Source organism: Roseateles sp. DB2, from assembly GCF_051857535.1.
In the GTDB taxonomy this organism is placed as follows: Bacteria; Pseudomonadota; Gammaproteobacteria; order Burkholderiales; family Burkholderiaceae_C; genus Roseateles_B.
The window spans coordinates 196,481-218,239 of sequence record NZ_JBPZGY010000002.1; the positions used below are offsets into that span (position 1 = coordinate 196,481).

17 protein-coding genes are annotated in these 21,759 nt (G+C 67.5%); 9 read left to right on the top strand and 8 right to left on the bottom strand.

Annotated elements, in window-relative coordinates; all coding sequences use genetic code 11:
• Positions 1 to 14: 14 nt before the first annotated feature.
• From ACS5PK_RS03310 to ACS5PK_RS03325, 4 genes are all read left to right on the top strand, one after another.
• Positions 15 to 443: a hypothetical protein gene (locus tag ACS5PK_RS03310; RefSeq protein WP_439438857.1), complete on the top strand. Its 429-nt coding sequence runs from the start codon at positions 15 to 17 to the stop codon at positions 441 to 443.
• A gap of 503 nt (positions 444 to 946) precedes the next feature.
• Positions 947 to 1,381 carry a hypothetical protein gene (locus ACS5PK_RS03315; protein ID WP_439438858.1) on the top strand — a complete coding sequence of 145 codons (435 nt, stop codon included), beginning with the start codon at positions 947 to 949 and terminating at the stop codon, positions 1,379 to 1,381.
• Positions 1,382 to 1,588: 207 nt separating this feature from the next.
• Complete coding sequence (locus ACS5PK_RS03320) at positions 1,589 to 2,053, top strand: low molecular weight protein-tyrosine-phosphatase (RefSeq protein WP_439438859.1); 465 nt, start codon at positions 1,589 to 1,591, stop codon at positions 2,051 to 2,053.
• Positions 2,054 to 2,056: 3 nt separating this feature from the next.
• Positions 2,057 to 3,520 carry a diguanylate cyclase domain-containing protein gene (locus ACS5PK_RS03325; RefSeq protein WP_439438860.1) on the top strand — a complete coding sequence of 488 codons (1,464 nt, stop codon included), beginning with the start codon at positions 2,057 to 2,059 and terminating at the stop codon, positions 3,518 to 3,520.
• Positions 3,521 to 3,554: 34 nt separating this feature from the next.
• Here ACS5PK_RS03325 and ACS5PK_RS03330 read toward each other — a convergent pair whose 3' ends face one another.
• From ACS5PK_RS03330 to ACS5PK_RS03350, 5 genes are all read right to left on the bottom strand, one after another.
• Entirely contained in the window at positions 3,555 to 6,665 is a 3,111-nt protein-coding gene (locus ACS5PK_RS03330) for an efflux RND transporter permease subunit (RefSeq protein WP_439438861.1), read from the bottom strand.
• A gap of 70 nt (positions 6,666 to 6,735) precedes the next feature.
• On the bottom strand, positions 6,736 to 7,998 hold the full coding sequence (locus tag ACS5PK_RS03335) for an efflux RND transporter periplasmic adaptor subunit (protein ID WP_439438862.1): 1,263 nt from the start codon (positions 7,996 to 7,998) through the stop codon (positions 6,736 to 6,738).
• Positions 7,999 to 8,161: 163 nt separating this feature from the next.
• Positions 8,162 to 9,073: a pseudouridine-5'-phosphate glycosidase gene (locus tag ACS5PK_RS03340; RefSeq protein ID WP_439438863.1), complete on the bottom strand. Its 912-nt coding sequence runs from the start codon at positions 9,071 to 9,073 to the stop codon at positions 8,162 to 8,164.
• Positions 9,070 to 10,164: a PfkB family carbohydrate kinase gene (locus tag ACS5PK_RS03345; protein ID WP_439438864.1), complete on the bottom strand. Its 1,095-nt coding sequence runs from the start codon at positions 10,162 to 10,164 to the stop codon at positions 9,070 to 9,072. The genes ACS5PK_RS03340 and ACS5PK_RS03345 overlap by 4 nt, the downstream gene beginning before the upstream one ends.
• 41 nt (positions 10,165 to 10,205) lie before the next feature.
• Entirely contained in the window at positions 10,206 to 11,453 is a 1,248-nt protein-coding gene (locus ACS5PK_RS03350) for an MFS transporter (RefSeq protein ID WP_439438865.1), read from the bottom strand.
• 498 nt (positions 11,454 to 11,951) lie between these two features.
• Between ACS5PK_RS03350 and ACS5PK_RS03355 the strand changes: the two genes are divergently transcribed.
• The 5 genes from ACS5PK_RS03355 (at position 11,952) to ACS5PK_RS03375 (ending at position 17,114) form a co-directional block, all read left to right on the top strand.
• A complete protein-coding gene (locus ACS5PK_RS03355; protein WP_439438866.1) occupies positions 11,952 to 13,580 on the top strand; it encodes a GMC oxidoreductase in 1,629 nt (542 codons plus the stop codon).
• Entirely contained in the window at positions 13,571 to 13,834 is a 264-nt protein-coding gene (locus ACS5PK_RS03360) for a DUF6137 domain-containing protein (RefSeq protein WP_183103924.1), read from the top strand. The genes ACS5PK_RS03355 and ACS5PK_RS03360 overlap by 10 nt, the downstream gene beginning before the upstream one ends.
• 8 nt (positions 13,835 to 13,842) lie before the next feature.
• Positions 13,843 to 14,946, top strand: coding sequence for a hypothetical protein (locus ACS5PK_RS03365; RefSeq protein WP_439438867.1), 1,104 nt, complete (start codon positions 13,843 to 13,845; stop codon positions 14,944 to 14,946).
• A complete protein-coding gene (locus tag ACS5PK_RS03370) occupies positions 14,943 to 16,175 on the top strand; it encodes a glycosyltransferase (protein WP_183103926.1) in 1,233 nt (410 codons plus the stop codon). The genes ACS5PK_RS03365 and ACS5PK_RS03370 overlap by 4 nt, the downstream gene beginning before the upstream one ends.
• A gap of 102 nt (positions 16,176 to 16,277) precedes the next feature.
• A complete protein-coding gene (locus ACS5PK_RS03375) occupies positions 16,278 to 17,114 on the top strand; it encodes a phytanoyl-CoA dioxygenase family protein (protein ID WP_439438868.1) in 837 nt (278 codons plus the stop codon).
• A 36-nt stretch (positions 17,115 to 17,150) separates the two neighbouring features.
• Here ACS5PK_RS03375 and ACS5PK_RS03380 read toward each other — a convergent pair whose 3' ends face one another.
• From ACS5PK_RS03380 to ACS5PK_RS03390, 3 genes are all read right to left on the bottom strand, one after another.
• Complete coding sequence (locus ACS5PK_RS03380) at positions 17,151 to 17,879, bottom strand: SDR family NAD(P)-dependent oxidoreductase (protein WP_439438869.1); 729 nt, start codon at positions 17,877 to 17,879, stop codon at positions 17,151 to 17,153.
• Complete coding sequence (locus ACS5PK_RS03385; protein ID WP_439438870.1) at positions 17,876 to 19,240, bottom strand: radical SAM protein; 1,365 nt, start codon at positions 19,238 to 19,240, stop codon at positions 17,876 to 17,878. The genes ACS5PK_RS03380 and ACS5PK_RS03385 overlap by 4 nt, the downstream gene beginning before the upstream one ends.
• A gap of 168 nt (positions 19,241 to 19,408) precedes the next feature.
• Positions 19,409 to 21,733, bottom strand: a complete 2,325-nt coding sequence (locus tag ACS5PK_RS03390) for a DUF5916 domain-containing protein (RefSeq protein WP_439438871.1) — start codon at positions 21,731 to 21,733, stop codon at positions 19,409 to 19,411.
• Between the last annotated feature and the right edge of the window lie 26 nt (positions 21,734 to 21,759).

A 21,759-nucleotide genomic window follows, 5' to 3' on the forward strand; every position in this document is an offset into this window, starting at 1 on the left:
AAAGGAGGCCTTTAATGTCCGACGCGACCACCATCTACGTCCCCCCCTTCACCGTCACCAACGTGTCAGTGCAGGGTGGGGTTGCCTATCCGAGCTACACCGACGCCAATGGCGTGCCCGTTCCCCCTGGGCTCAGCCCCATCCCGGTGACCAAGGGCTGCACGGCAGCGGGATTCACGTTTACCCGCCAGCCGACCCTTCGGCTGGTCGGTGGGGCTGTCAAGACCATTGGCAACGATCCCACGATGGAGGCCTACAACTTTCTCGATGCCACGACCACGGGTTCCGGCAGTACCACTGCGGATACCGTGACGGTACCCTGGAGTGCCGGCGTCGAATCCACCCGTGGCTTGGTCCTGCTGTTCGCGGAAACGACTACGTCGGGCAGTATGGTGGCCTTCTTGCCGACCACCGATCCCACGATCAAGAACAATGGGGTTTGATTATCCCAGCCTGCTGATTGCAGGTTGAAAGGGAAGCAAGAAAGGTCGCTCACGAGCGACCTTTTTTCTTTTTGGATGGTTTGCTAGGCTGGCTCTGGTATTGCCATGTGCTCAATCTCTGTCGGGTATCTGCTGACAGAGCGGCAAAGCTTCCGGCAATCTGCCGCCGCCGCCGCAAGTCCTCGGGCGAACTGATGCCAAGCTGCCGCCTGTCTGCCCTGCCCCTGGCGCTGACAGCGCCAGGCTCCAGCATGACAATGGTCCCCAGCCTCTCAAAGGCTACAGCGTCGGCCCGCGGGCAGCTTGGCGCCGTGGTGGTAAGGGTTAACACTTGGTTTGATCCCTTGCAGCGCCACAAAAGCCTCCGGAAGGTTCCCGGAAGGCGACTTTCCCCCCGATTTCCTATCGTTGTACCCATCGGTGCACCGCGCATCGACGCGCCGCCCGCCCGCCTCCCCGGCATGTGCAGGCCCGCCCCTTCAGTCTCATCTGATGAGGTCACCATGAGCAAGGAAATCGACAGCAGCCTGAATGAGGAGTCTTCGGCTGCACCCCAGCACGCCGAGGGCAATACCCCTCATGCAGGCGAGCATCCGTCCTATGAAAACATGCTGGCGCAGCTGGCGGCCAATATGAATCCGGCCCCGGCCGTGCGTTATGAACCCATGGTCCAGCAAGGGCGGGTATTTCTGGTCAAAGACGTGCTGAAAAGCCTTCGCAACGAGAAACTGCAGACCCAGGAGGAAATGGCGGAAAGCTGCCAGCAGGGCCGATTTCGAGTCTCCATTGCCTCCATCAAGCGAGCAGAAATCGGGCGGCCGGTGCTTTTTCGTGTCGCGCGGGAATTGGCGCGGTATTTCAATGTGCCGGTGGAGAGAATCGTGAAAATGCGCCCGGTGACGGTTGCCGAATATCTGGCCGGGGAAACGAAACACTGAGCGCCGCCCCCGGTTCTTCAGATGGGCGATGAGGTGTGCCAGGCCCCTCGTCGAATCGCGGTGGGCAGGGCGGCTGGGCGGGGGGATCGCAGGGGCCCGCGGCTTCGCCCGTGCGCTGGGGGCAGGCCTTGACGGCGGTCACCCTACCCGTGGCTGCAGGTGCTGGGGAGCGGTCCGGAAGCGGCGCGCTCGCCCATAATGCCCGCCATGCAATCCCTGCTGCTGGTCTGCACGGCCAACATCTGTCGCTCGCCCATGGCCGAAGCGGTGTTCAAGGCGCAGGCTGCCGCCCTCGGACTGGGGCGGGTGGCCTCGGCGGGCGCGCGCGCGTCCTCGCGTCCGCAAGGCATGGATGCCCGGGCCTTGGCGGCGCTCAGCCGCCGCAAGTATCCCGTGGACAAGAAATGGCGCTCCCGCCGCGTCGAGGTTGACGACTACCTGCGCTTCGACCACATCCTGGCCATGGACCAGGACAATCTGCAGGCCCTGCGCCGCCAGTGCCCGCCGGAGCACCAGCACAAGCTGCGCCTGCTGATGGACCTGGTGCCAGACCGTCTGGGGCAGGAGGTGCCCGATCCTTATTTCGGCAGCGCCGTGGGCTTCGAGAACGTGCTGGACCTGATCGAGCTCGCTGTGCGCAGCTGGTCGACGGCTCGATCGGGCGCTCGATAGGTCATGTCCGCAAGCCCCGCCACCATGCTGTTCCGAACCAAGCTGGCCCTCAACCTGATCGCCCAGATCGTGCTGGTACTGGTGACGACAGCGGCCATGGGCTACCTGGTCGCGGGCTACCGCAGCGTGATGGAGCAGCAGCGCCTCTTCATGCAGCGCGACCAACTGGTGGCCCAGCTGCAGCGCAGTTCTGACGAGCTGACGCGCATGGCGCGGCTGTTCGTGGTGAGCCGCGACCCTCAGTTCGCCGACCACTACCGCGAAGTCTCGCGCATGCGCGACGGCCTGCAGGCTGAGCCGGAGGGCTATGACGAGGTCTACTGGGACCTTGCACTGGACCAGCCGCGCGCCGCCGGCCGGCCGGCCGTGGCGCGTTCCATGCAGGAGCGCATGGTGGAGGCCGGCTTCGATCCCGACGACTACGCCCGACTGGCGGAGGCCCTGCGTCGCTCCGAGGCGCTGATGAAGACGGAGCAGCAGGCTATGGGTCGGGTCGACACCCGGGGCTCCTCGCACCCTTTGGCGGAAGAGGACTGGAAGGACGCGCTGGAGATGCTGCACGGCCCGGCCTACCGCCATGCCAAGGCCGAGATCATGGGGCCGCTGCGTGCCGTGCGCCAGTCCCTGAAGGCCGGGCACGAGGCCTGGCTGCAGCCTCTTCAGGACAATCTGCGCTTCACGGCCTGGCTGGCCATCGTCTGCCTGGTGCTGACGGCGGGCAATGCCGTTTTCATGGCCCTGCGCTATGACCGCTCGGTGCGCCGGCCGGTCGAACTGCTGCGTCACTGGGCCAAGCAGGTGCGCAAGGGGCAGCAGCAGGGGCAGCGCATCAGCCTGGGCCACAGCTCTGAGTTCGGTGAGCTCTCCCAGGCCATCGACGAGATGGCGGAGTCGGTGGAGCGCAGCCTCGACGAACTCAAGGAAGAGGTGGCGCGGCGCGCCCGGGCGGAGCAGGTCGTGCGCCACCTGGCCAACCACGATGCGCTGACCGGCCTGCCGTCGCTGCGTCTTCTGCATGACCGCCTGGACCGCGCCCTGGCCCAGGCCCAGCGCAAGAACCAGGGGTTGGCCTTGATATTCGTGGACCTCAACGACTTCAAGCCCATCAACGACCGCTATGGCCACGAGGCGGGGGACCAGGTCCTCAAGGTCGTGGCGCAGCGCCTGGCCGCCTCGCTGCGCGAGGCCGATACCGTGGGCCGCATTGGCGGGGACGAATTCCTGGTGCTGCTGCCCGACGTGGACAGCCTGGCCCAGGCCCAGCAGGTCCGGGCAAAGCTGGTGGCGCTGCTGGAGCAGCCCATCTTCATCTCGGTGCACAACCTGGCCGTGCGGGTCAGTGCGGCCATGGGCATCGCCGTCTATCCCGCCATGGCCAACGACGCCCAGGGGCTGATGCGCATCGCCGATCAGGACATGTACCGCGACAAGGCCGAGCAGAAGACCCGTTCCACGGCAGCGACCTGAGCGTTGGCGGTGGTGCCTGGCGGGGCTGCGGACCTCAGGCGCTGTGTGCCGTCATGCGAGCCTCGCTGACTTCCCGCATGTCCGGGCCCGAGCCGCTGAAGCGGTCCAGGGCCAGGTAGATCACCGGCGTGATGTACAGCGTCACGGCCTGCGACACGATCAGACCGCCCACCACCGCCAGGCCCAGCGGCTGACGCAGTTCCGCGCCAGCGCCCAGGCCCAGGGCGATGGGCAGTGCGCCCATCAATGCCGCCAGCGTCGTCATCATGATGGGCCGGAAGCGCAGGCGACAGGCCTCGCGGATGGCCTGCTCCGGGCTCATGCCGCCGGCACGCTGCGCATCGAGGGCGAAGTCGATCATCATGATGGCGTTCTTCTTCACGATGCCGATCAGCATCACGATGCCGATGGTGGCGATGATGGTCAGCTCCATGCCGAAAAGTTCCAGCGTGGCCAGCGCGCCCACGGCGGCCGAGGGCAGTCCGGCGAGGATGGTCACCGGGTGGATGTAGCTCTCGTAGAGCACGCCCAGCAGCACATAGATCACCGCCAGCGCCAGCACGATCAGCAAGACCTGACCCCCTTGCGAATCCTGGAACACCGCGGCGTCCCCGCCATAGCTGGTGATGATGGACGGTGGGAGCTGCATCTCGCGCACATAGCCGTCCAGCTTCGCCGTGGCCTCGCCCAGGGGCACGTCGGGCGCGAGGTTGAAGGCCACGGTGACAGCCTGCAGCTGGCCCTGGTGGTTGATGGCCGTGGGGCCCAGGCCGCGCTGCACGGTGGCGAAGGCCTGCAGCGGGACCAGGGTGCCGTTGCGCCCGCGCAGCTGGATCTTGGCGAAGGCGTCCTCGGTGCCTCGGTCCTCGGGGCTGGCCTCCATGATCACCTGGTAGGTGTTGCTCTCGGCGTAGATGCTGGAGACCTGGCGTTCACCGAAGGCGTCGTAGAGGGCGCTGCGCAGGTCTTGCATCTGCACGCCCAGCAGGTTGGCGTGCTCGCGGTCGATGATCAGGTTGGCTTGAAGGCCGCGCTGCTGGGAGTCGCTGGTGACGTCGCGGAACTGGGGGTCGGCGCGAAGCTTCTCCTGCAGCTTCTGCGCCCACTGGCTGAGCTCGCCCGCGCTGACGGACTGCAGCGAGTACTGGTAGCGCGCCTTGCTCTGGCGGCCGCCGATCTGCAGGTTCTGCACCGGGCGCAGGTAGACGGCGATGCCTGGCACCTTGCGAAGCTCCTTGCGCAGGCTCTCCAGCACCTGGGGCATGGCCTGGCGCTCCTTGCGGGGCTTGAGGTTGATGAACATGCGGCCGTTGTTCACCGCATTGCCCCCGCCCCCGCCTGCACCCAGGGCTGAGCCCACGCTTGCCACGGCTTCGTGCTGGCGCACGATCTCGGCCACGCGCTGCTGCAGCTGCTCCATGGCGGCGTAGCTGATGTCCTCCGAGGCCTCGGTGCTGGCCTGGATCTGGCCCACGTCCTCCTCGGGGAAGAAGCCCTTGGGGATCAGCGTGTACTGGACGACGGTGGCAACGAAGCTGGCCACGGCCACGGCCAGCACGGCCTTGCGATGCGCCAGGGCCCAGTCCAGGCTGCGCTCGTAGGCACCCAGCACGGCACTGAAGCCGCGCTCGAAGGTCTTGCCCAGGGCCGACTCCTCGACCTCGTGGTGCGGCTGCAGGAAGCGGCTGCACAGCATGGGTACCAGGCTCAGGGACACCAGGGCGGAGACGAGGATGGACAGCATCACCACCACCGCGAACTCATGGAAGAGCAGGCCGATCACACCGGGCATGAAGAAGATGGGGATCAGCACCGCCACCAGGGAGATGGAGATGGACAGGATGGTGAAGGCCATCTCCCGGGCCCCGCGGATGGCGGCGTCGAAGGGCGCCATGCCGTCCTCGACGTGGCGCACGATGTTCTCCAGCATCACGATGGCGTCGTCCACCACCAGGCCCACGGCCAGGGTGATGCCCAGCAGGGAGATGTTGTCCAGGCTGTAGCCCAGGGCGTAGAGCAGGGTCAGCGCGCCGATCAACGAGATGGGCAAGGACAGCGTGGGGATCAGCGTGGCCACCGCGCGGCGCAGGAACAGGAAGATCACCAGCACCACCAGGGCCACGGTCAGGGCCAGGGTGAAGTAGACGTCGTGCAGGGACTCGCGGATGGACAGCGAGCGGTCGTTGAGCGTGCTCATCTGCACGGAGGCCGGCAGCTGCGCCGCCATGCGCGGCAGCATGGCCTTGACGGCATCGACCACTGCCACGGTGTTGGCATCTGGCTGGCGCTGCACGGCCAGGGTGATGGAACGCTCGCCGTTGAAGCTGGCGAAGGACTTGGTGGTCTCGAAGCTGTCCTGCACCTCGGCCAGGTCGCGCAGGAAGATGGGCTGGCCGTTGCGGCTGGCGACCACGATGGCGCCGAATTCCTTCGCGTTCCGCAGCTGCCTGTTGGCTTGGATGGTGAGGGTCTGGCGCGCGCCGTCCAGCACGCCTACCGGGGTGTTGGCATTGGCCGAGCGGATGGCCGCCTGCAGCTCCTCCAGCGTGATGCCGCGCTGAGTGAGGGCCTCGGTGCGGGCCTGGATGCGCACGGCATAGCGCTTCTGGCCGAAGATGGACACCTGGGCCACGCCGTTGATGGTGGACAGCGCCGGGGTGATGAGGTTCTCGGCGTAGTCGTTGAGGTCCGAGAGGTTCAGCGAGGGCGAGGTCAGCGCCACCATCAGCACAGGCGCGTCGGCCGGATTGACCTTGCGGTAGGACGGCGGCGAACTCATCTCCGTGGGCAGGGCGCGCAGGGAGCGGAACAGCGCGGCCTGCACGTCCACCGCTGCGGCGTCGATGTTGCGGCTGGGGTCGAACTCCAGGGTCAGCGAGGTGCTGCCCAGGATGCTGGTGGACGAGATGCTGGACAGCCCGGCGATGGTGGAGAACTGCTTCTCCAGCGGCAGGGCCACGGAGGACGCCATGGTCTCGGGGCTGGCGCCAGGCAGGCTGGCCTGCACATTGATGACCGGCGTGTTGTAGGAGGGCAGGGCCGCGACCGGCAGCTTGGAGAAGGCCGCCAGGCCCGCGATCACCAGGGAGAGATTGAGCAGCACGGTCATCACCGGCCGCCGGATGAAGAGCTCGGTCAGCCTCATTGGGGCATCCTTCGCGCTGCATGCTGACCCGCCAGGCGGGAGCGAGCCCCTTCGGGCGGTCGTGCGGGGCTCATGCGCCGGCTCCCGAGGCGGCCGATGCCGCGCTGGCGGGCGCATCTGGCCGCGGGCTGCGACCCGGGTTGACGGCCGCGGGCTGCACCTTCAGCGGAGTGCCGGGGCGCAGGTTCTGCTTGCCTTCCAGCACCACCTGCTCGCCGGCCTCCACGCCCTCGACCACGGCGAAGTCGCCGAAGCCATAGCGCAGCTGCACGGGCTTCAACTGCGCGGTCTTGTCGGGGCCTACCACGTAGAGCGTACGCTCGCTGCCGCGCAGGATGAGCGCAGCCTGCGGCACGACCACGGCGTTCTTCAGGGTGCGCAGCGTCAGCCGCACGCGCACGTACTGGCCGGGCCAGAGTTGCTGCCCGGCGTTGTCGAATTCAGCGCGTGCCTTGATGGTGCCGGTGCTGGCGTCGACGAGGTTGTCCACAAAGCCCAGGTGCCCTGTCAGCGCGGCTTCGGCGGCCTTGCCCTTGCCGCGCGGCGCGCCGGGCAGGCTCACCTGCACGTCCAGTGGCTCGGTCCGGCCCTCGCCGTCCGGGCGGACGGCAGCCAGCAGGGGTTGCAGCTGGGTCTCGGGCACGACGAAGCTGACCCCGATGGGTGAGAGCTGGGCGATGTTGAGCAGCGGCGTGCTGGTGGCATTGGCCTGCACCAGCGCGCCTGGCATGGCGTTGACCAGGCCGGCACGGCCCGACAGCGGCGCGCGCAGCTCGTTGTAACTGAGGCTGACGCTGGCGGCCTGGACCGCCGCTTCATCCGACTGCACCAGGGCGCGCTGGGCCTCGACATTGCTCTGGGCCGTGTCCACGGCACTCTGGGCGACAAAGCTCTGGCGCAGCAGGTCCCGGGCTCGTTGGAGCTGGCGTTCGGCGTCGGCCAGACTGGCGCGGTCGCGGGCCAGTTGGGCGCGGGCCTTGTCGAGGTTGGCGCGGTCGGTCCGGTCATCGAAGCGGAACAAGACCTGACCCTTCCTGACCATCTGCCCATCCTTGATCAGGACTTCGCGCACGGTGGAGGTGGTCTGGGCGCGCAGGTCCACGCTCTGCAGCGCAGCCACGGTGCCGGCGGCTTCGATGCTCACCGGCACGTCCTGGCGCTGCACTGTCACCACACCCACGGTCTGGGGTGCCGCCGCGCCCTTGGCGCCGGGCGTTGAGGTCGCGCCGGCCGGCGGCAGGGCGCCGGGGGCGGTCTGGGTGGCTTTCCAGCGCCAGCCTGCGGCGGCGATGATCAGCAGAAGAACGATGGCAACGACGGGCGTGCGGCGCATGGGGCTTGTCTTTCTGGCCTGAGCCGGGACGCAGGGCCTCCACGCACGAAGCGAAGGAACCCGGACGCGCCGCGGGCTCAGCAGGTGAGCTGGAGAGAAGTCCCGAAGCTTAGCCCGGCGAACTCTCCAGCGTATTGCCCCGATGTGAAGTCAGCGCATGACCTTATGCACGCAGCAAGGCTTGCGCCAGGCGCGCGCCCGCCCGGGCGTTGTGCCGCACCAGGGCGATGTTTGTGGACAGGCTGCGGCCGTCAGTGAGGGCTTTGATGCGGGCCAGCAGATAGGGCGTCACCGCCTTGCCCTGGATGCCCTGTGCCTGGGCCTCCTGCAGGGCTTGCGCGGTGATGCGCTCGATCTCCTCCCGCGGCATGGCCTGGTCGGCCGGCACGGGGTTGCTGATCACCACGCCGCCGGTCAGGCCCAGGCCCCACTTGGCGCGCAGGAAGCGCGCCTGCTCGGCCGGGTCGTCAATGCGGAAGTCGGCCTTGAGCCCGCTGTCCGGCGTGTAGAAAGCGGCGAAATTGTCCTGGCCGATGGACAGCACGGGCACGCCGTGTGTTTCCAGGTATTCCAGGGTCAGCGGAAGGTCCAGGATGCTCTTGGCGCCCGCGCAGACCACGGCCACCGAGGTGCGGGCCAGCTCCTGCAGGTCGGCCGAGATGTCGAAGCTGGTCTCGGCACCGCGGTGCACCCCGCCGATGCCGCCGGTCACGAAGACCTGGATGCCCGCCAGCTGCGCGCAGATCATGGTGGCGGCCACCGTGGTGGCGCCAACGCGGCCGCTGACCAGGGCATAGGGCAGGTCGCGGCGGCTGAGCTTCAGGGCGTCGGGGCTCTGGCCCAACAGCTCGAGTTCCTCGTCCGACAGGCCGATGCGGATCTTGCCGCCCATCACCGCGATGGTGGCCGGCACCGCGCCTTCCGCGCGCACGATGGCCTCGACCTCGCGGGCGGTCTGCACGTTCTGCGGGTAGGGCATGCCGTGGGAAATGATGGTCGACTCAAGGGCGACGATGGCGCGGCCCTGTTCGCGGGCGCGGGCAACTTCGGGGGCGAAGATCAGAGGCAGGTTCATGGGGCGGTCTCCTCCAGGAGTGCAGGGCTCAGCAGCGGCGATACCGTGGCCGCGCTTTGCAGGGTGAGGGCGGCCAGGCGCTGGCCCAGCCGGCAGGCGGCGATCAGGTCGTGGGGCGCGCGCAGCAGCCCGGCGACGACGCCGGCGGCAAAGGCGTCGCCGGCGCCGGTGACTTCGACGATGTCCGTCACGGCCTGTGCCGGCACCCGTCGCAGGGGCTCGCCCGTGCAGGCGCAGCGGACATCGTCGCTGCCTTGGGTGAGCACCAGCCGTTGAAGGCCCCGGGCTTGCAACTGGGACCAAGCCTCGTCCAGGGCGGCCTCGCTGTCCAGGTGGATGCTGGTGCAGGCGGCCAGCTCGTCGCGGTTGAGCAGCAGCAGGGACAGCCCGCGCAGGTCCTGCGGCAGGCGGTCCATCTTGGGCACGGAGGCCGCCACGGCAGCCTGCTGGCGCTGGCCGGCTGCCGCCTCGGCCAGCAGGGCAGCGACGGTGGCGGCCGGCAGGTTCAGGTCCAGCACCGTCCAGCTTGCGCTGCGCCTGAGCGCCAGGGTGGACTGGAGAAATGCGGCATCCAGGGCCTCGCAGGCCTGCATCTGGGCCAGGCCGATGAGCAGGTCGCCGTGTTCGTCCAGCACGGCGGTGTAGCTGCCCGTGGGCACCTCGGCCAATTGCAGGCTGCCGTGGGTGCGAATGCCCAGCGAGGCGGCCTCGGCCAGCAGGGCCTGGCCGGCCGGGTCCTGGCCCACGGCGGTCAGCAGTTGCACGGGCAGGCCCAGGCGGGCGAGGTTCTCGGCGATATTGCGAGCCACGCCGCCCGCGCTCTCCAGCTGGGAGGCCGGATTGGAGCTGGCCAGGCGTGCGGGGCCCTGGGTGCGCAGCTTGCGGTCGCGGTTGGCGGCGCCTATGCACAGCAGCTGGCGGGGCTCGGCCAGCACATAGGCGCGGCCCAGGATCAAGCCTTCACGAGTCAGTTGGGCCAGCTGATGAGTGAGGGTCGATCGCGCCAGCCCCAACTGGGCGGCCAATGCGTCCTGCGTGATGAAAGGCTGCTCGCGCAAGAGGGCGAGCAGCCGCTGCCGTGGCTTGTCCATGCGGGCATTCTAGACAAATGTCCGACATTTTGGACAAATGTTTAGGCGGCGCTGGCAGGCTCCGCCGATGGTGCGGCCCGGCGCTGGGCGGCCCTGGCCGCCAAGGCAAAGACCAGCAGCGCGGCGCCGCCGATGACGGCTTCGGCCTGCAGCATGCCGTTATTGCCCCAGTGGGTCTGGGAGTAGCCGGCCACCAGCGTCATCCAGCTCAGCGGCATGTTCGCAAGGGAAGCCAGCAGACTGTACTTGGTGGCCGCAGCGCCCTTGCCGATGGCTTCCAGCACCACGGCGGCATAGCCGGTGTAGCAGAGGCCGGTGGTCAGGGCGTAGAGCGTGGTGAAGACGACGAAGCTGGACTCGGAGTGGGGCGCCGCCGCCATGGCCAGGGCGCACAGGGCCTGCAGGCCGCCGAAGAGGCAGTAGGCCCATTTGCGGTCCATGCGGTCGCAGATGAAGCCGCCCAGCAGGCTGCCTCCCGCAGACACGATGCCGCTGACCACGCCGGTGACCAGGGCGACGGTGGCCGCGCTGGCATGCCAGTCCGGGGCCACGACGGACCACAGATTGCTGGCGCCGCCAGCGCCTATGGGCAGGAAGCAGACCAGGATGGCCAGCAGGCCCATGCGCGAGCGCGCGACCTCCCAGAGGTCCCTGCCCGCGGAGCGGGCGTTGGCGACGAAGTCGAAGCCCTTGCCGGCGCCATCCCGTGCAGGTTCGCGGACCAGGGGCAGTGCGGTGGCGCAGGCCAGGGTCAGCGCCGCCATCAGGCTGCTGGTGAGCATGGGTGAGACATGCAGGTCCTCCATCATCCACAGCGCCAGGCCGCCGCCGAGGCTGGAGCCCGCCATATTGCCGGCCTGCATCCAGCCGGCGGCGCGGCCCTTTTCCTCGTCCGGCGTGGCGTGGGCCATGAGGCTTTCCACCGACATGCCCAGCAGGCTGGCGGCAATGCCGGCCGCCACGGCCACGGCCGTCAGGAAGGGGATGGACTCGAGCTTGTAGGGTGTCAGGCCGGTGATGACCATGCCTGCGGCCGAGCCCACGCAGCCGATCAGGTACCAGGTCTTGCGCGTCAGCGTGAGGTCCACGATGGGCGCCCACAGGAACTTGACCGCATGCGGCATGAAGGTCACCGCCAGCAGGCCGGCAATGGCCTCTGCAGGCACCTTGGCCTGGGCCAGTGCATAGGCGGCGGCAATGGCCAGGTAGCCGCTGAGGGCGCTGAAGGGGGCGAAGAGGACGAAATAGACCGCCGGGTGCGAAGCCCGGTGCGAGGAGGAGGCGGACATGGGGTAATGCTCTGGGAGCCTGAGGGCGGGGGCGGTGCGGCATTGTCCCCGGCCTGCGTGTGGTCGCTGCTCCGCATCTACCCAGGGGCGCATGTCGCCCACGCCCGATCGGCTCGCCTGCAATGGGAGGCTCCTCAGGCCCGGCCGGGCTCGCGGGGGTCATGGCTTGTCCCTTCGGGGTGGCGCCACATGGCCCAGCCGAGCATCGGGGCGGGCTCTTGAAGGCGGTCATGTCCTGGCTGGTGCCGCGTGCTCTCCGGCTCCATGGCTCCATGGCTCGGCAGCTTCTTGCAACATAGGACTTCTGGATCGGTGCAACTGCAAACTTTGACAGGGCGCAGAGCGTTTGATAACTCCCAGAAGTGATGCACGCCTGCCGTATAGTGCGCAGCTTCTTCGTGAATCGTCCCGGTACAGCGGCCAGCGGTGAACGGCTGGTGACTGCCTCGCGCCGGCACTGGGGCGCGTGCCCTCAATCTCCCGACAGGTGACACAACGATGAAATTTCCGGTGCCTGGTTTCATCCGTAGGCAAGCCCTGGGGACCTCGCATGTCCATGGTCTCGCCGGGCCAGATGCCTTGTATGACAGCTACGACGTGGTCGTCGTGGGCAGCGGTGCCAGCGGCGCGATCGCGGCCTCCGAGTTCGTACGCGCTGGACTGAGGACCCTGGTCCTTGAGGAAGGTGGCTGGTTGCGTCCCGATGCGGCGAACGCCCTGGTCGATGCCGACGCAGAGCGAGCGCTGGCCGGCAATGGCGAGCTTGGGTGGTCGACCCGGGGCTGGCCTTGGAGCACCCGCAATCTCGGCGGCGGCACGGTGTTCTATGGGGGAGCTTCGTTCCGCTACACCGACTTCGATTTCGACCCTCGCGCCAGGATCACGGCTGAGGGCCTGCATGTGCATTGGCCCATCACTGGAGCGGACCTCGCCGCCAGTTATGACGAGATCGAGGCGCTACTGCACGTTAACAAGCCTTCACCTGCTGGCGCCAAGGACAGGCCGGCCTCGCTTGGCCTCCCGGCTGAGCACCTGTGGCAGGCCGCGCAGCGACTGGGCCATCATCCGCTGGCAACGCCCTTGGCGATCGACCGCCAGCGCTGCGACCATTGCTCGCTATGCATCTCGGCGCAGTGCGACCGTGGGGCTAAGCGCGATGTGGTCCAGGCGGTGCTCAAGCCTTTGGCCGAGTCGCCGCATCTGACCCTCCTGACCGGGGTCAAGGCACTCTCGCTGCAGCAGGAGTCGGCGCGGAAAGTCAGCGCTGTGCAATGCCTGGACCTGAGCAGTGGCACCACACGGGTGATCCGCGGGCGTCTCTTCGTCCTGGCCTGCAACGCCATCCAGACGGCGGCCCTGCTCCTGCGCTCCCAGACCAGCCATGCGCCCCGGGGCATCGGCAACGAACATGACATGGTGGGGCGCGGCCTGTGCATGAAGCTGAGCGAGTACACCCAGGGCGTGGTCGCCATGGACCCGGAGGCCGTGCAGCGCCACCCCATCGGCTATCGCGGCCCCTTCTCCGGCGTCAGCGTGCTGGATCACTACCTGGACGAACGCTGTCCCACCGGGGTTGGCGGGCTCATCTACGAGACCAAGCACGACGAATGGCAGCCCATGGAGGTGCCTGGCTTGTTGCTGCGGGTCGAGACCATCCTTGCGGACCATCCTTCGGCGGCAAACCGGGTCAGGCTGTCCAGCGAGCGGGATCGGTGGGGACTGCCGCGCTTGATGATCGATTACCGAACCGATGCCCGCGATGCCGCCCGGCTGGAGTACATGTGCGATCGTTCCGCAGAGTGGCTGCGGGCGGCCGGGGCGGATGCCATCCAGCGAGAACCCTCGCAGTACGTCATGGGCAGCACGCATCTGCATGGCACCTGCCGCGCAGGCACCGATCCCGCAAGCTCGGTGGTCGATCGCGATGGTCGCGTTCACTCGGTCGAGAATGTCCACGTGGTGGACGGCAGCTACATGCCCTATCCCGGTGGACTCAACCCGACGCTCACCATCCAGGCCAACGCTCTGCGCATCGCACGTGGCCTGGCCCGCGCCCCCGCCACGGCGCATAGCGCCAATGCCCTCCAGACCGCTGCCGCCGCGCAAGGGACTGCCTCATGCAGCTGAGCCGCCAATTCATACGCCAGCTCATCGTCCAAACCCTTTGCACCGTTACCGGTGAGGAGATGCAGGACATCCTCGCGATGGACGAGGTGGAGGTGGATACCCGCGACTGGGAGCAAATCATCAGCCGCCTGGAAGCCTTTCTGGACGTGAGTACCGGCCTGCTGAGCTCGGGGCAGCGTGTCGTCCGGATTGACGCTCTGGCGCAAGACCTGTTCCAGCGCGTGCATGGTGCGGGCGGCGATGCCACGGACTGAGCCTGCCCATGCAAGCCCCTGCCATGCATGAGCCCGTCATCGCCATGCTCAAACCGGATGCCCAGGAGCGCGGTCTGGCTAACGAAATCCTGGCGGCCGTCCGAGATGCGGGCTTCCAGGAGTCGCTGCGGCGCGTGGTGCAACTGGACGAAGCCCGTGTCCGCAGGCTTTTCCTCCATCCATTGCCGGCCTATGTGCAGCATCTGTGTTCACGACCCGTCTCCCTGCACCTGCTGCAAGGTGGCGGGGGGGCGGAAGCCTTCTACGACTGCAAATGTGCCATCCGTCGCCACTTCGGCGTGCCGAGCAAGGTACGCAACCTGATCCATGGCACCGACGAAGGCACGGAGTACCACCTCTTCCTTGACGCATTCTTCCCTGAGCTGGCGCCCAGGCAGTACAGCGCCGGAGCGGATCTGGATTTGCGCTGGCCGGCAGAGACCACCCTGCAGCAGGCGCTCGATTGCCTGCGGCAGCTGGACGAGGACTCGCAGTTCCGCCATGTCTCGGTGAGCCTGACGCCGGCGCAGGCCGATCTCTGTGCCTTGCAGAGGCGGGATTGGAAGCGGCTGCGCCTGGGCTTTGCGGCGCTCCATGCCCTGCCTGCATCGGCGGGTGGCGTGGGCCGCCTGCTGCTGCATGCCCGGGCGCAAGAGGATGTGCGGCCCTTGCTGGCGCTGTCAGACCCGAAGGCCTTGCTTGCCGACATGGCGGATCCGGGCCGGGCGGTGACCTTGACCGACGTCGACATCCCTGCCTCCGAACTGGCAGCCTATGCGAACGAGCTCAGGAAGCCTGCCCCCGAGGTGGATCGGGTCCTTTGGGCCTACCCCTGTCTGCGGTGGGTGGCCCAGCTTCAGCTTCAGGGCGTAAGCCGGCTGGGCGTGTTCCGGCCGCGCCAGCCGCTCATGGCCGCGGAATTCCTGTCCGACATCGCACGGCTGTTGGGTTTGCAGGCCTGCGGCGGCAGCGCGGGCCGTTGCGCGGTCGGGGCATTCAGCATTTCCGGCCGTCGTGCACAAGGCCTGCATGGCCAGGATGGGTCGTCGATCACGACGCCGCCCATGACGCCACCCGCGGTCCCTGCCCGGCATTCAGAGGCGTCGGCATGAGGGTGCTCAAGCTCACGCCGTTTTTCCATCACCCGGATGTCAAGGCCTGGCCGGCCTCCTTCGATGCCGTGGGTGGCATGCAGATTCAGACCTGGCGGCAGGCGGCGCAGTTGGCCGAGCGCGGCGTGCACCAGGATGTGATGACCATCGGCTTTCCAGGCTTGCCGAGGCGGCGCTGCCTCCAGACCAATCTGTGGGTGGAGCGCCAGTTGGCGCCAATTCCGCATATCCGATCGGAGTTCAGCGGCCTGGTGGGACTCACCGAAGCCTGGGCCGTGGCCACCCTGCTCCGCCTGTGGCGGCAAAGACGGCAGCACACTTGGGATCTGATCCATGCCCACTTCGATGGGCAGATCCCCGCCCTGCTGGTGGCCTGGCTGGCGCCGCGCCTGCTGCGGCGGCCCCTGCTGGTCACCGTGCACTGCTCGCGATTGGCGGTGTACGCGCCTCATGGCTGGTTGGATCGCATCCAGCACGGCGTGGCCCGCTGGCTGGAACGCCGGGTGGTGGCGCAGGCAGAGCGGGTGATGGCACTTACCCAGACCACCGCCGCAGTGCTGTCGCAATGGAGTGAGCGTGTGGAGGTGATGCCCGACGTGGTGGATACCCAGCAGTTCGCGCCGCCGCCGGAAGCCGCCGTCCGGGACTTCAGGCAACGCCATCGGCTGCCGGAGCGGGTGGTGGGCTTTGTGGGACGCCTGGCCAAGGAAAAGGGCTGGACGCACCTGGCACCCCTGGCCGCGGCCTTGCAGGCGCAGGGCTACCACCTCCTGGTGGTTGGCGACGGTCCGCAGCGCGACCGCCTGCAGCAGGCATTGGTAGACGCCGGCGTGGCTGACAACGTCACCATCACCGGCTTTATCCCCAACGACGAGGTGCCGCAGGCCATGGCGGCCTGCCGCCTGCTGGTGATGCCTTCGGTGTACGAGGAATTTGGCGGCGCCAGCATCGAGGCCTTGGCCACTGGCGTGCCCGTGGTGGCATTTGCCGTGGGGGGCTTGCGGGAGATCCTCGGTGCCGTCACGCCAGGCCTTCTGGTGCCTCCGCAGGATACCCAGGCCTTGATACAGCGCGTTCAGGAGGTGCTTGCCGGCCGGCACCGCGAGGATCTGCAGGCCGATCGCCTGAGATCCCATGTGCTGGGGCGCTTCTCGCCTGATGTTCTGGCCGAGCGAACCCTGCAGCTGTACCGCCGGGCCTGCAGGCCCGAGCCTGCCCATGCCGCTTGAGCGCTTGGACTCCGCCGTCATCGTTCACTTCAGCAGACCCTTGTCGCCATGTCCTTGATCCACCTACCCAGTGATGTCCGGCCGGAAGAAGTCCTGGCCTGCTTGCAGGAACACGGCTATGCCATCATCGACCGACTGGTGTCTCCGGACCATATGGACGGGATTGCCGGCGAGCTGGCGCCTTTCATGGACCGAACGCCCTTCGGCCCGGACGGCATCCTGGGCCGGCGCACCAAGCGCACAGGAGGCCTGGTGGCGCGTTCACAGGGCGTCCGCGACCTGGTGATGCATCCCACCATCCTGGAGACCAGCCGACGATTCCTGGCCCACGCGACGACTATCCAGTTGCATTGCACGCAGGTCGTGGCAGTACACCCAGGGGCGCGCGCCCAGACCCTGCACCAGGACGAAGTGGCCTGGGACATGTACCCTTGGCCACAGGACTATCACGTGCAGTGCAACACCCTTTGGGCGATGACCGAATACACGGAGGCGATGGGCGCGACCCGGGTGGTCCCCGGTAGTCATCGCTTGGGCCGGAGCCTGGAGCTCGAGATCGCCGACAGCCTGCCTGCCGAAATGGAGAAGGGTTCGGTGCTTGTCTACGACGGCAAGGTCTACCACGGGGGAGGGGAGAATCGGTCGGACCAAGTCCGCAGCGCGATCAACCTGACCTACGCGGTGGGCTGGGTGCGTCAGGAAGAGAACCAGTTCCTGTCCTGCCCATTGGAAGTGGCCCGCACCCTGCCCGAGGACTTGCTGCGGCTGATGGGCTACCAGTGCGGCGCCTTTGCTCTGGGCTATGTGAATGGTTTCGAGGATCCGATGACGGTCCTGGGGCGAGCGGAGCCGGGGCGCATCTTGGGCGCGGAGCTCATGCGCAATGCCGATCAAACCGATGACCGGCGCTCCTTTCTTCGCGAGGCCGAACTCGGCTGAGAACCGGCCCACCGTGCGGCAGGCCGGGGCGCACCATCAGGCCTCGGCGGCCATGGCGGAGGCTTCGGCGAAGTCGGACAGGCCATAGACGCGTCCGTTGTCCAGGCGCTGGGGTGCCGCCAGCAGGGACAGCAAGCCTCTGGCCACCTCGACAGGATCGTCGGGCGCTTCATCCCCCCCCATGTCCGTCTTCATCCAGCCTGGATCCAGTCCGATGACCTTGGCGCCCCGCGCCTCTAGCGCAGTGGCACTGTTCACGGTCAGCGCCCACAGGAAGGCCTTGGTCGCACAGTAGAGCGGGTAGCTGCCATTCCAGGTCTGGGGGAAAGCCATGTCGGACAGGACGTTCACCAGCACGCCGCCTGGCTGCAGCTTGTCCTGGACCAGGGCGCTGATCACGGCGGGCGCCGTGGCATTCACGCTGGTCATGTCGACGATGTCCCCGATGGCCAGGCCGGACAGGCCCAGTTCCTCCTGCTGCGAGAACACGCCAGCATTGTTGATGGCGCAGTGCAGTGGCCGCGCTTCCAGCAGCGGGCGCAGGCCTGCGGCCAGTGCCTGCGGATCCCGGAGATCACAGGCCAGCTCGATGACCGCCTGGCCTCCACCCTGCAGGGCGGCGCGTTGATCGGGGCTCAGGGGGCGGCGGCACACCAGCAGCAGGTCCGAACCTGCCGCGGCCAGCAATCGGGCCAGATGATGGCCCAGGCCGCGATTGGCTCCGGTGATGAGGGTGAGGGGGCGCGCTGTGGTCTGGACCATCATGCCTCCACCCTCACGGCGGGCATGCGACTCGCAGGAGCGTCCTTGGCCCAGGCCTCCATGCGCTCCAGCAGGGCCCCGATTTCGGCGGCGTCAGCCTGGGCGTCAAGTCTGGCGCGCAGCGTCTCGCCCAGGTCCACGGCCGTTGCAATCTCGTCCAGGCTCAAGGTGTCGGTTCGCGAATTGGCTTGGTAGCCGGTCATGCGGCTGGGCTTGAATTCGAACCAGCCACGGTCCAGGGCATCCTGGTAAAAGGGGGTGCCAGGGTAGGGCGTGATGGTCGAGAGGTTGAACTCGCTGGTGCCCAGTCCGCAGTCGATGATGAAGCGGTAGGTGTTGATGATGTTCTGGCGCGTGTCGCCGGGCAGGCCGACGATGAAGAGGAACTGCATCTTGATGCCCAGCGCATTGGCGAAGGCGCGGATGTCCACCAGGCGCTGGAGGTCCAGCTTCTTGCGGGTGTTCGCTGCCTGGCTTTGCGGGTCGCCGCTTTCCACGCCGATCTCGATGCCCCGGCAGCCGGCCTCTGCCATCTTGGTCAAAAGTTCCTGGTCCAGCCGGTCCAGCCGAGTCTCGCACCACCAGGCGAGGCGGATGCCCTCTGCGACCATGCGATCACAGAGCTCGGCGGTTCTTGCCATGTCCAGGGAGAAGGTCGGGTCACGGAAGACCACGCCCCCAATGCCGAGTGCGGCAATGGACTTCAACTCGTCCAGCAGCGTCTCCAGCGGCACCGGCCGGAACTTGGTGCCTTCGGCGGCGGGGTAGGGGCAGTAGTAACCACAGGGGTAGGGACAGCCGTAGCTGGCATTGGCTGCCGTGACCAGACCCAGTCCGGGGTCCATGTCGGTCATGGGGCTGAAGCTGTAGCAGGTGTTGTCGATCAGCGAGCGATCAGGAGCAATGTAGGCAGCGGGTGCCGGCATCTCCTTGCCGCTGCAGAGGCTCGCGGCCTGCTCGATCTGACGAGGCCCGAAGACCGTGTCGGCACCCGACCGGGCCTGGATTTCATCCAGGACGGCCTGGTCGGCGATGGAGGTGAGCACGAGCAGCCGGGTGGCGCCCAGCCGGCTCTTGAAGGCCGCGGCGCTGGCGCAGTCCTCGTCCAGAGTGGGCATCGACAGTGTGCTCACCACCACATCGCTGCGATCGGGCAGGGCCTGGTCAGGCTTGACCTGGAGGTCCAGCAGGGCAATCTCAAAGCCCTGGGCGCGCAGCACGGTCGCCATGCGCAGCAGTTCCAGCGGAGGGAAAACGATCTGGTCGGTGTCCGTCTCTTCGACCAGATCACCGTAACCACCCGAGTAGGAGCGCATCAGCCGTGCGCCGGAAGCGACGCCGGGATTGATCAGGGTGACATGCATGCGGGGGCCTTTCTGTGGGCTTGGGTCAGTGGTGGCGCTGCCTGCGTCCAATGGACGCAGGCAGCGCCGTGGCGTCGAACGGGCCGATCATGGGCCGCTCGGAACGAAACAGGGCTCCTCCAGCGCTTGGCAAGACGGACGCGAGGGGGCGACGCGCCCCCCCCGTGCTCAGCGCCACAGGTCCTGGGCATACTTCAGAAACCATTCGGTCTGCCGGGTGCCTGCACTGGGACTGCGGGTGTTCGTGAAGCCGAGAGCCAGCAGGCTGCCCTGGGCGGTCCGCCGCTGGTAGACCAGCGAGTGCACGGTGCTGCTGCGCAGCGAGGCTGCGGGGCCGTCCGCTTCTTCGGCCCGGACGGCGCGGTAGCGCTGCGCGATCCATTTCAGGCTGTCCTCGGCCGAGAGTTGCAGCACGGTCAGGGAACGCAGGGCCTGCTCGTCCAACGAACGGCCGCCGGCCGGGTGCTGCAGCTGGGTCCATTTCAGCAAGGGGCTCCATTCCAGGGACCAGGCGCCCGCCCGGATGTAGCGGAACTGGGCCTCGATACGGCCATTGATGCCCGGCACGACGCGCTCGGCGTCGACATCCAGCATGCGGCCCAAGTCGAACTCCATCTTGAGGCTGCTGAAGCGGGCGCCTGGCGTAATGCCGAAGCCCAGGTTGAAGTTGTGCTCGGCATGAGACCGGCCACCGCCCTGTGTGCGCAGGTGGCGGGTGTTGTAGTGCACCCAGGCGTCCAGGTTGCGCGGGCCGCTGAACCACACGCCAGGCGCCACGGTGCGATCGACCACCTCGCCGCCAGGAATTCCGTGGTGCTCGTCGCGCAGGGCGTGCGTTTCCTGGAGCAGCAGCTGCCACTCGAACTCGTCGGCCTCGAACAGGCCCAGGGGCTTGGGGCCATCACGTTGATTCAGCTCGTACGACAGGCGCCGTATGCCGCTCTGGTTGATGAAGCCGTTGTCATTGGCAAAGCGTGGGCTGATCTCTTCCAGGTGCAGGCGCGAGGCCCAGGCTTCGCTGCGATGGCGGAGGTCCAGCCAGACGTAGTGCCCGTGTTGCGCTTTCTCCTGGACCAGGCGGCCCCCATCGTCCAACGCAGCGGTGGTGGAAGAAAGCAGGCCCAGTACGCGCCACTGCCAGCCGTTCTCGGCCTCACGCTCGATGCTGGCGCCGCCCACGACGTTGTGACGTCCCTGCCCATAGTCGCGGGCAGACGCGAGTCCGGCCAGGCCCAGGCTGTTCAGCTGTGTCCGGCCGCGGATGAAGTAGGCTTCTGAGGCCGTCAGTACTTGTGCCTCATCGGTGCCGTAGGCGTTGGCCCGCAGCACCAGGCCGCCTCCCTTGTCACGCAAGCCGAAGGCGGTGGCCTCGCTGCTGGGGCCGCGCCAGGTCGCGCGCAGCCCCCAGCGCGGGTTGGCGATGGCGCGTGAGTAGAAGCCCGCGAGACCGCGGGCTGCGCCGTCGTCATTGCCCAGCCCTTGGCCCGTGACGTCCATGCTCTCGAGGAAGAAAGGGCGCTTCTCCGCCTGGTACAGCGCATAGCGCACATTGCTGGACAGCTGGGGTTGATCCAGTTCCACCTGGGAGAAGTCGGGATTGAGGGTGGCGTCGACCACCCAGTCGGCGCGGGGCCGCCATTTCACGGACAGGCCCAGGTCGGCGGCCCGCTCCGAGCGGCTGCTGCCATCCTGCTGGGTCCGCGTGCTGCGCAGCGTCAGCTCGGGCCGGACGCGCAGAAAGCTCTGGTCGCCGATGCGTTCCATGCGTTCGGACAGCCCTTCGATGGGGGCCAGCTCGGTCAGCAGATTCAAGTCGTCCAGCGTGGCGGGGACGCTGGTCCACAGAGCGCTTTCGCTGCGTGGCACGCTGCGCACCACCATGACGCGCCAAGGCAGGGCGGAGCTCCTCGGATAGCGCAGTTCAGCCAGGGGCACGCGCAGCTCGACGCCGTAGCCGTCCTCGGTGATCCGCGACGCTGCCTGGACGTCGAAGTCGGGTGCGTAGTTCTCGGTATTGTCCTGGGCGTTGTAGATGCCGTCGGCAATGACGCCACTGGCACTGACGCGGACGTACTGCGCGGATTGCCGGCGGCCGACGGCGTCGATGTAGACGGCGACATGATCCTGACTGCGACCTACCAGATCGCGGCGGACCAGCGGGGCGCGGATGTCCTTTGGCATCGGGTCGAAGGCGCGGATGCCAAAGATCAGCGCGTCTTCGTCCACGAGGATCTGTACTGTGGTGCGCCAGCGCGCTGGCACGCGATCACGCGGCTGCAACTGCTGGAAACTGTCATGGATGGGCGCATCCCGCCACACCGGATCCGAGAGATCCCCGTCGATGCGAGGGACTTGGGTCTTGCTGATGCTGAGCGCGCGATGTGCAAGACCGGGGGATGGAGCCGTTTGAGGCTCGGTGCTCCGGACTGCTGAGGCCGGGCCGCACAGACTCAGCAGGGCAGGGAGGACGAGGGTGGCGAAGAGGCGATTCATGCAAGTGACATGGGCATGGGAACGGC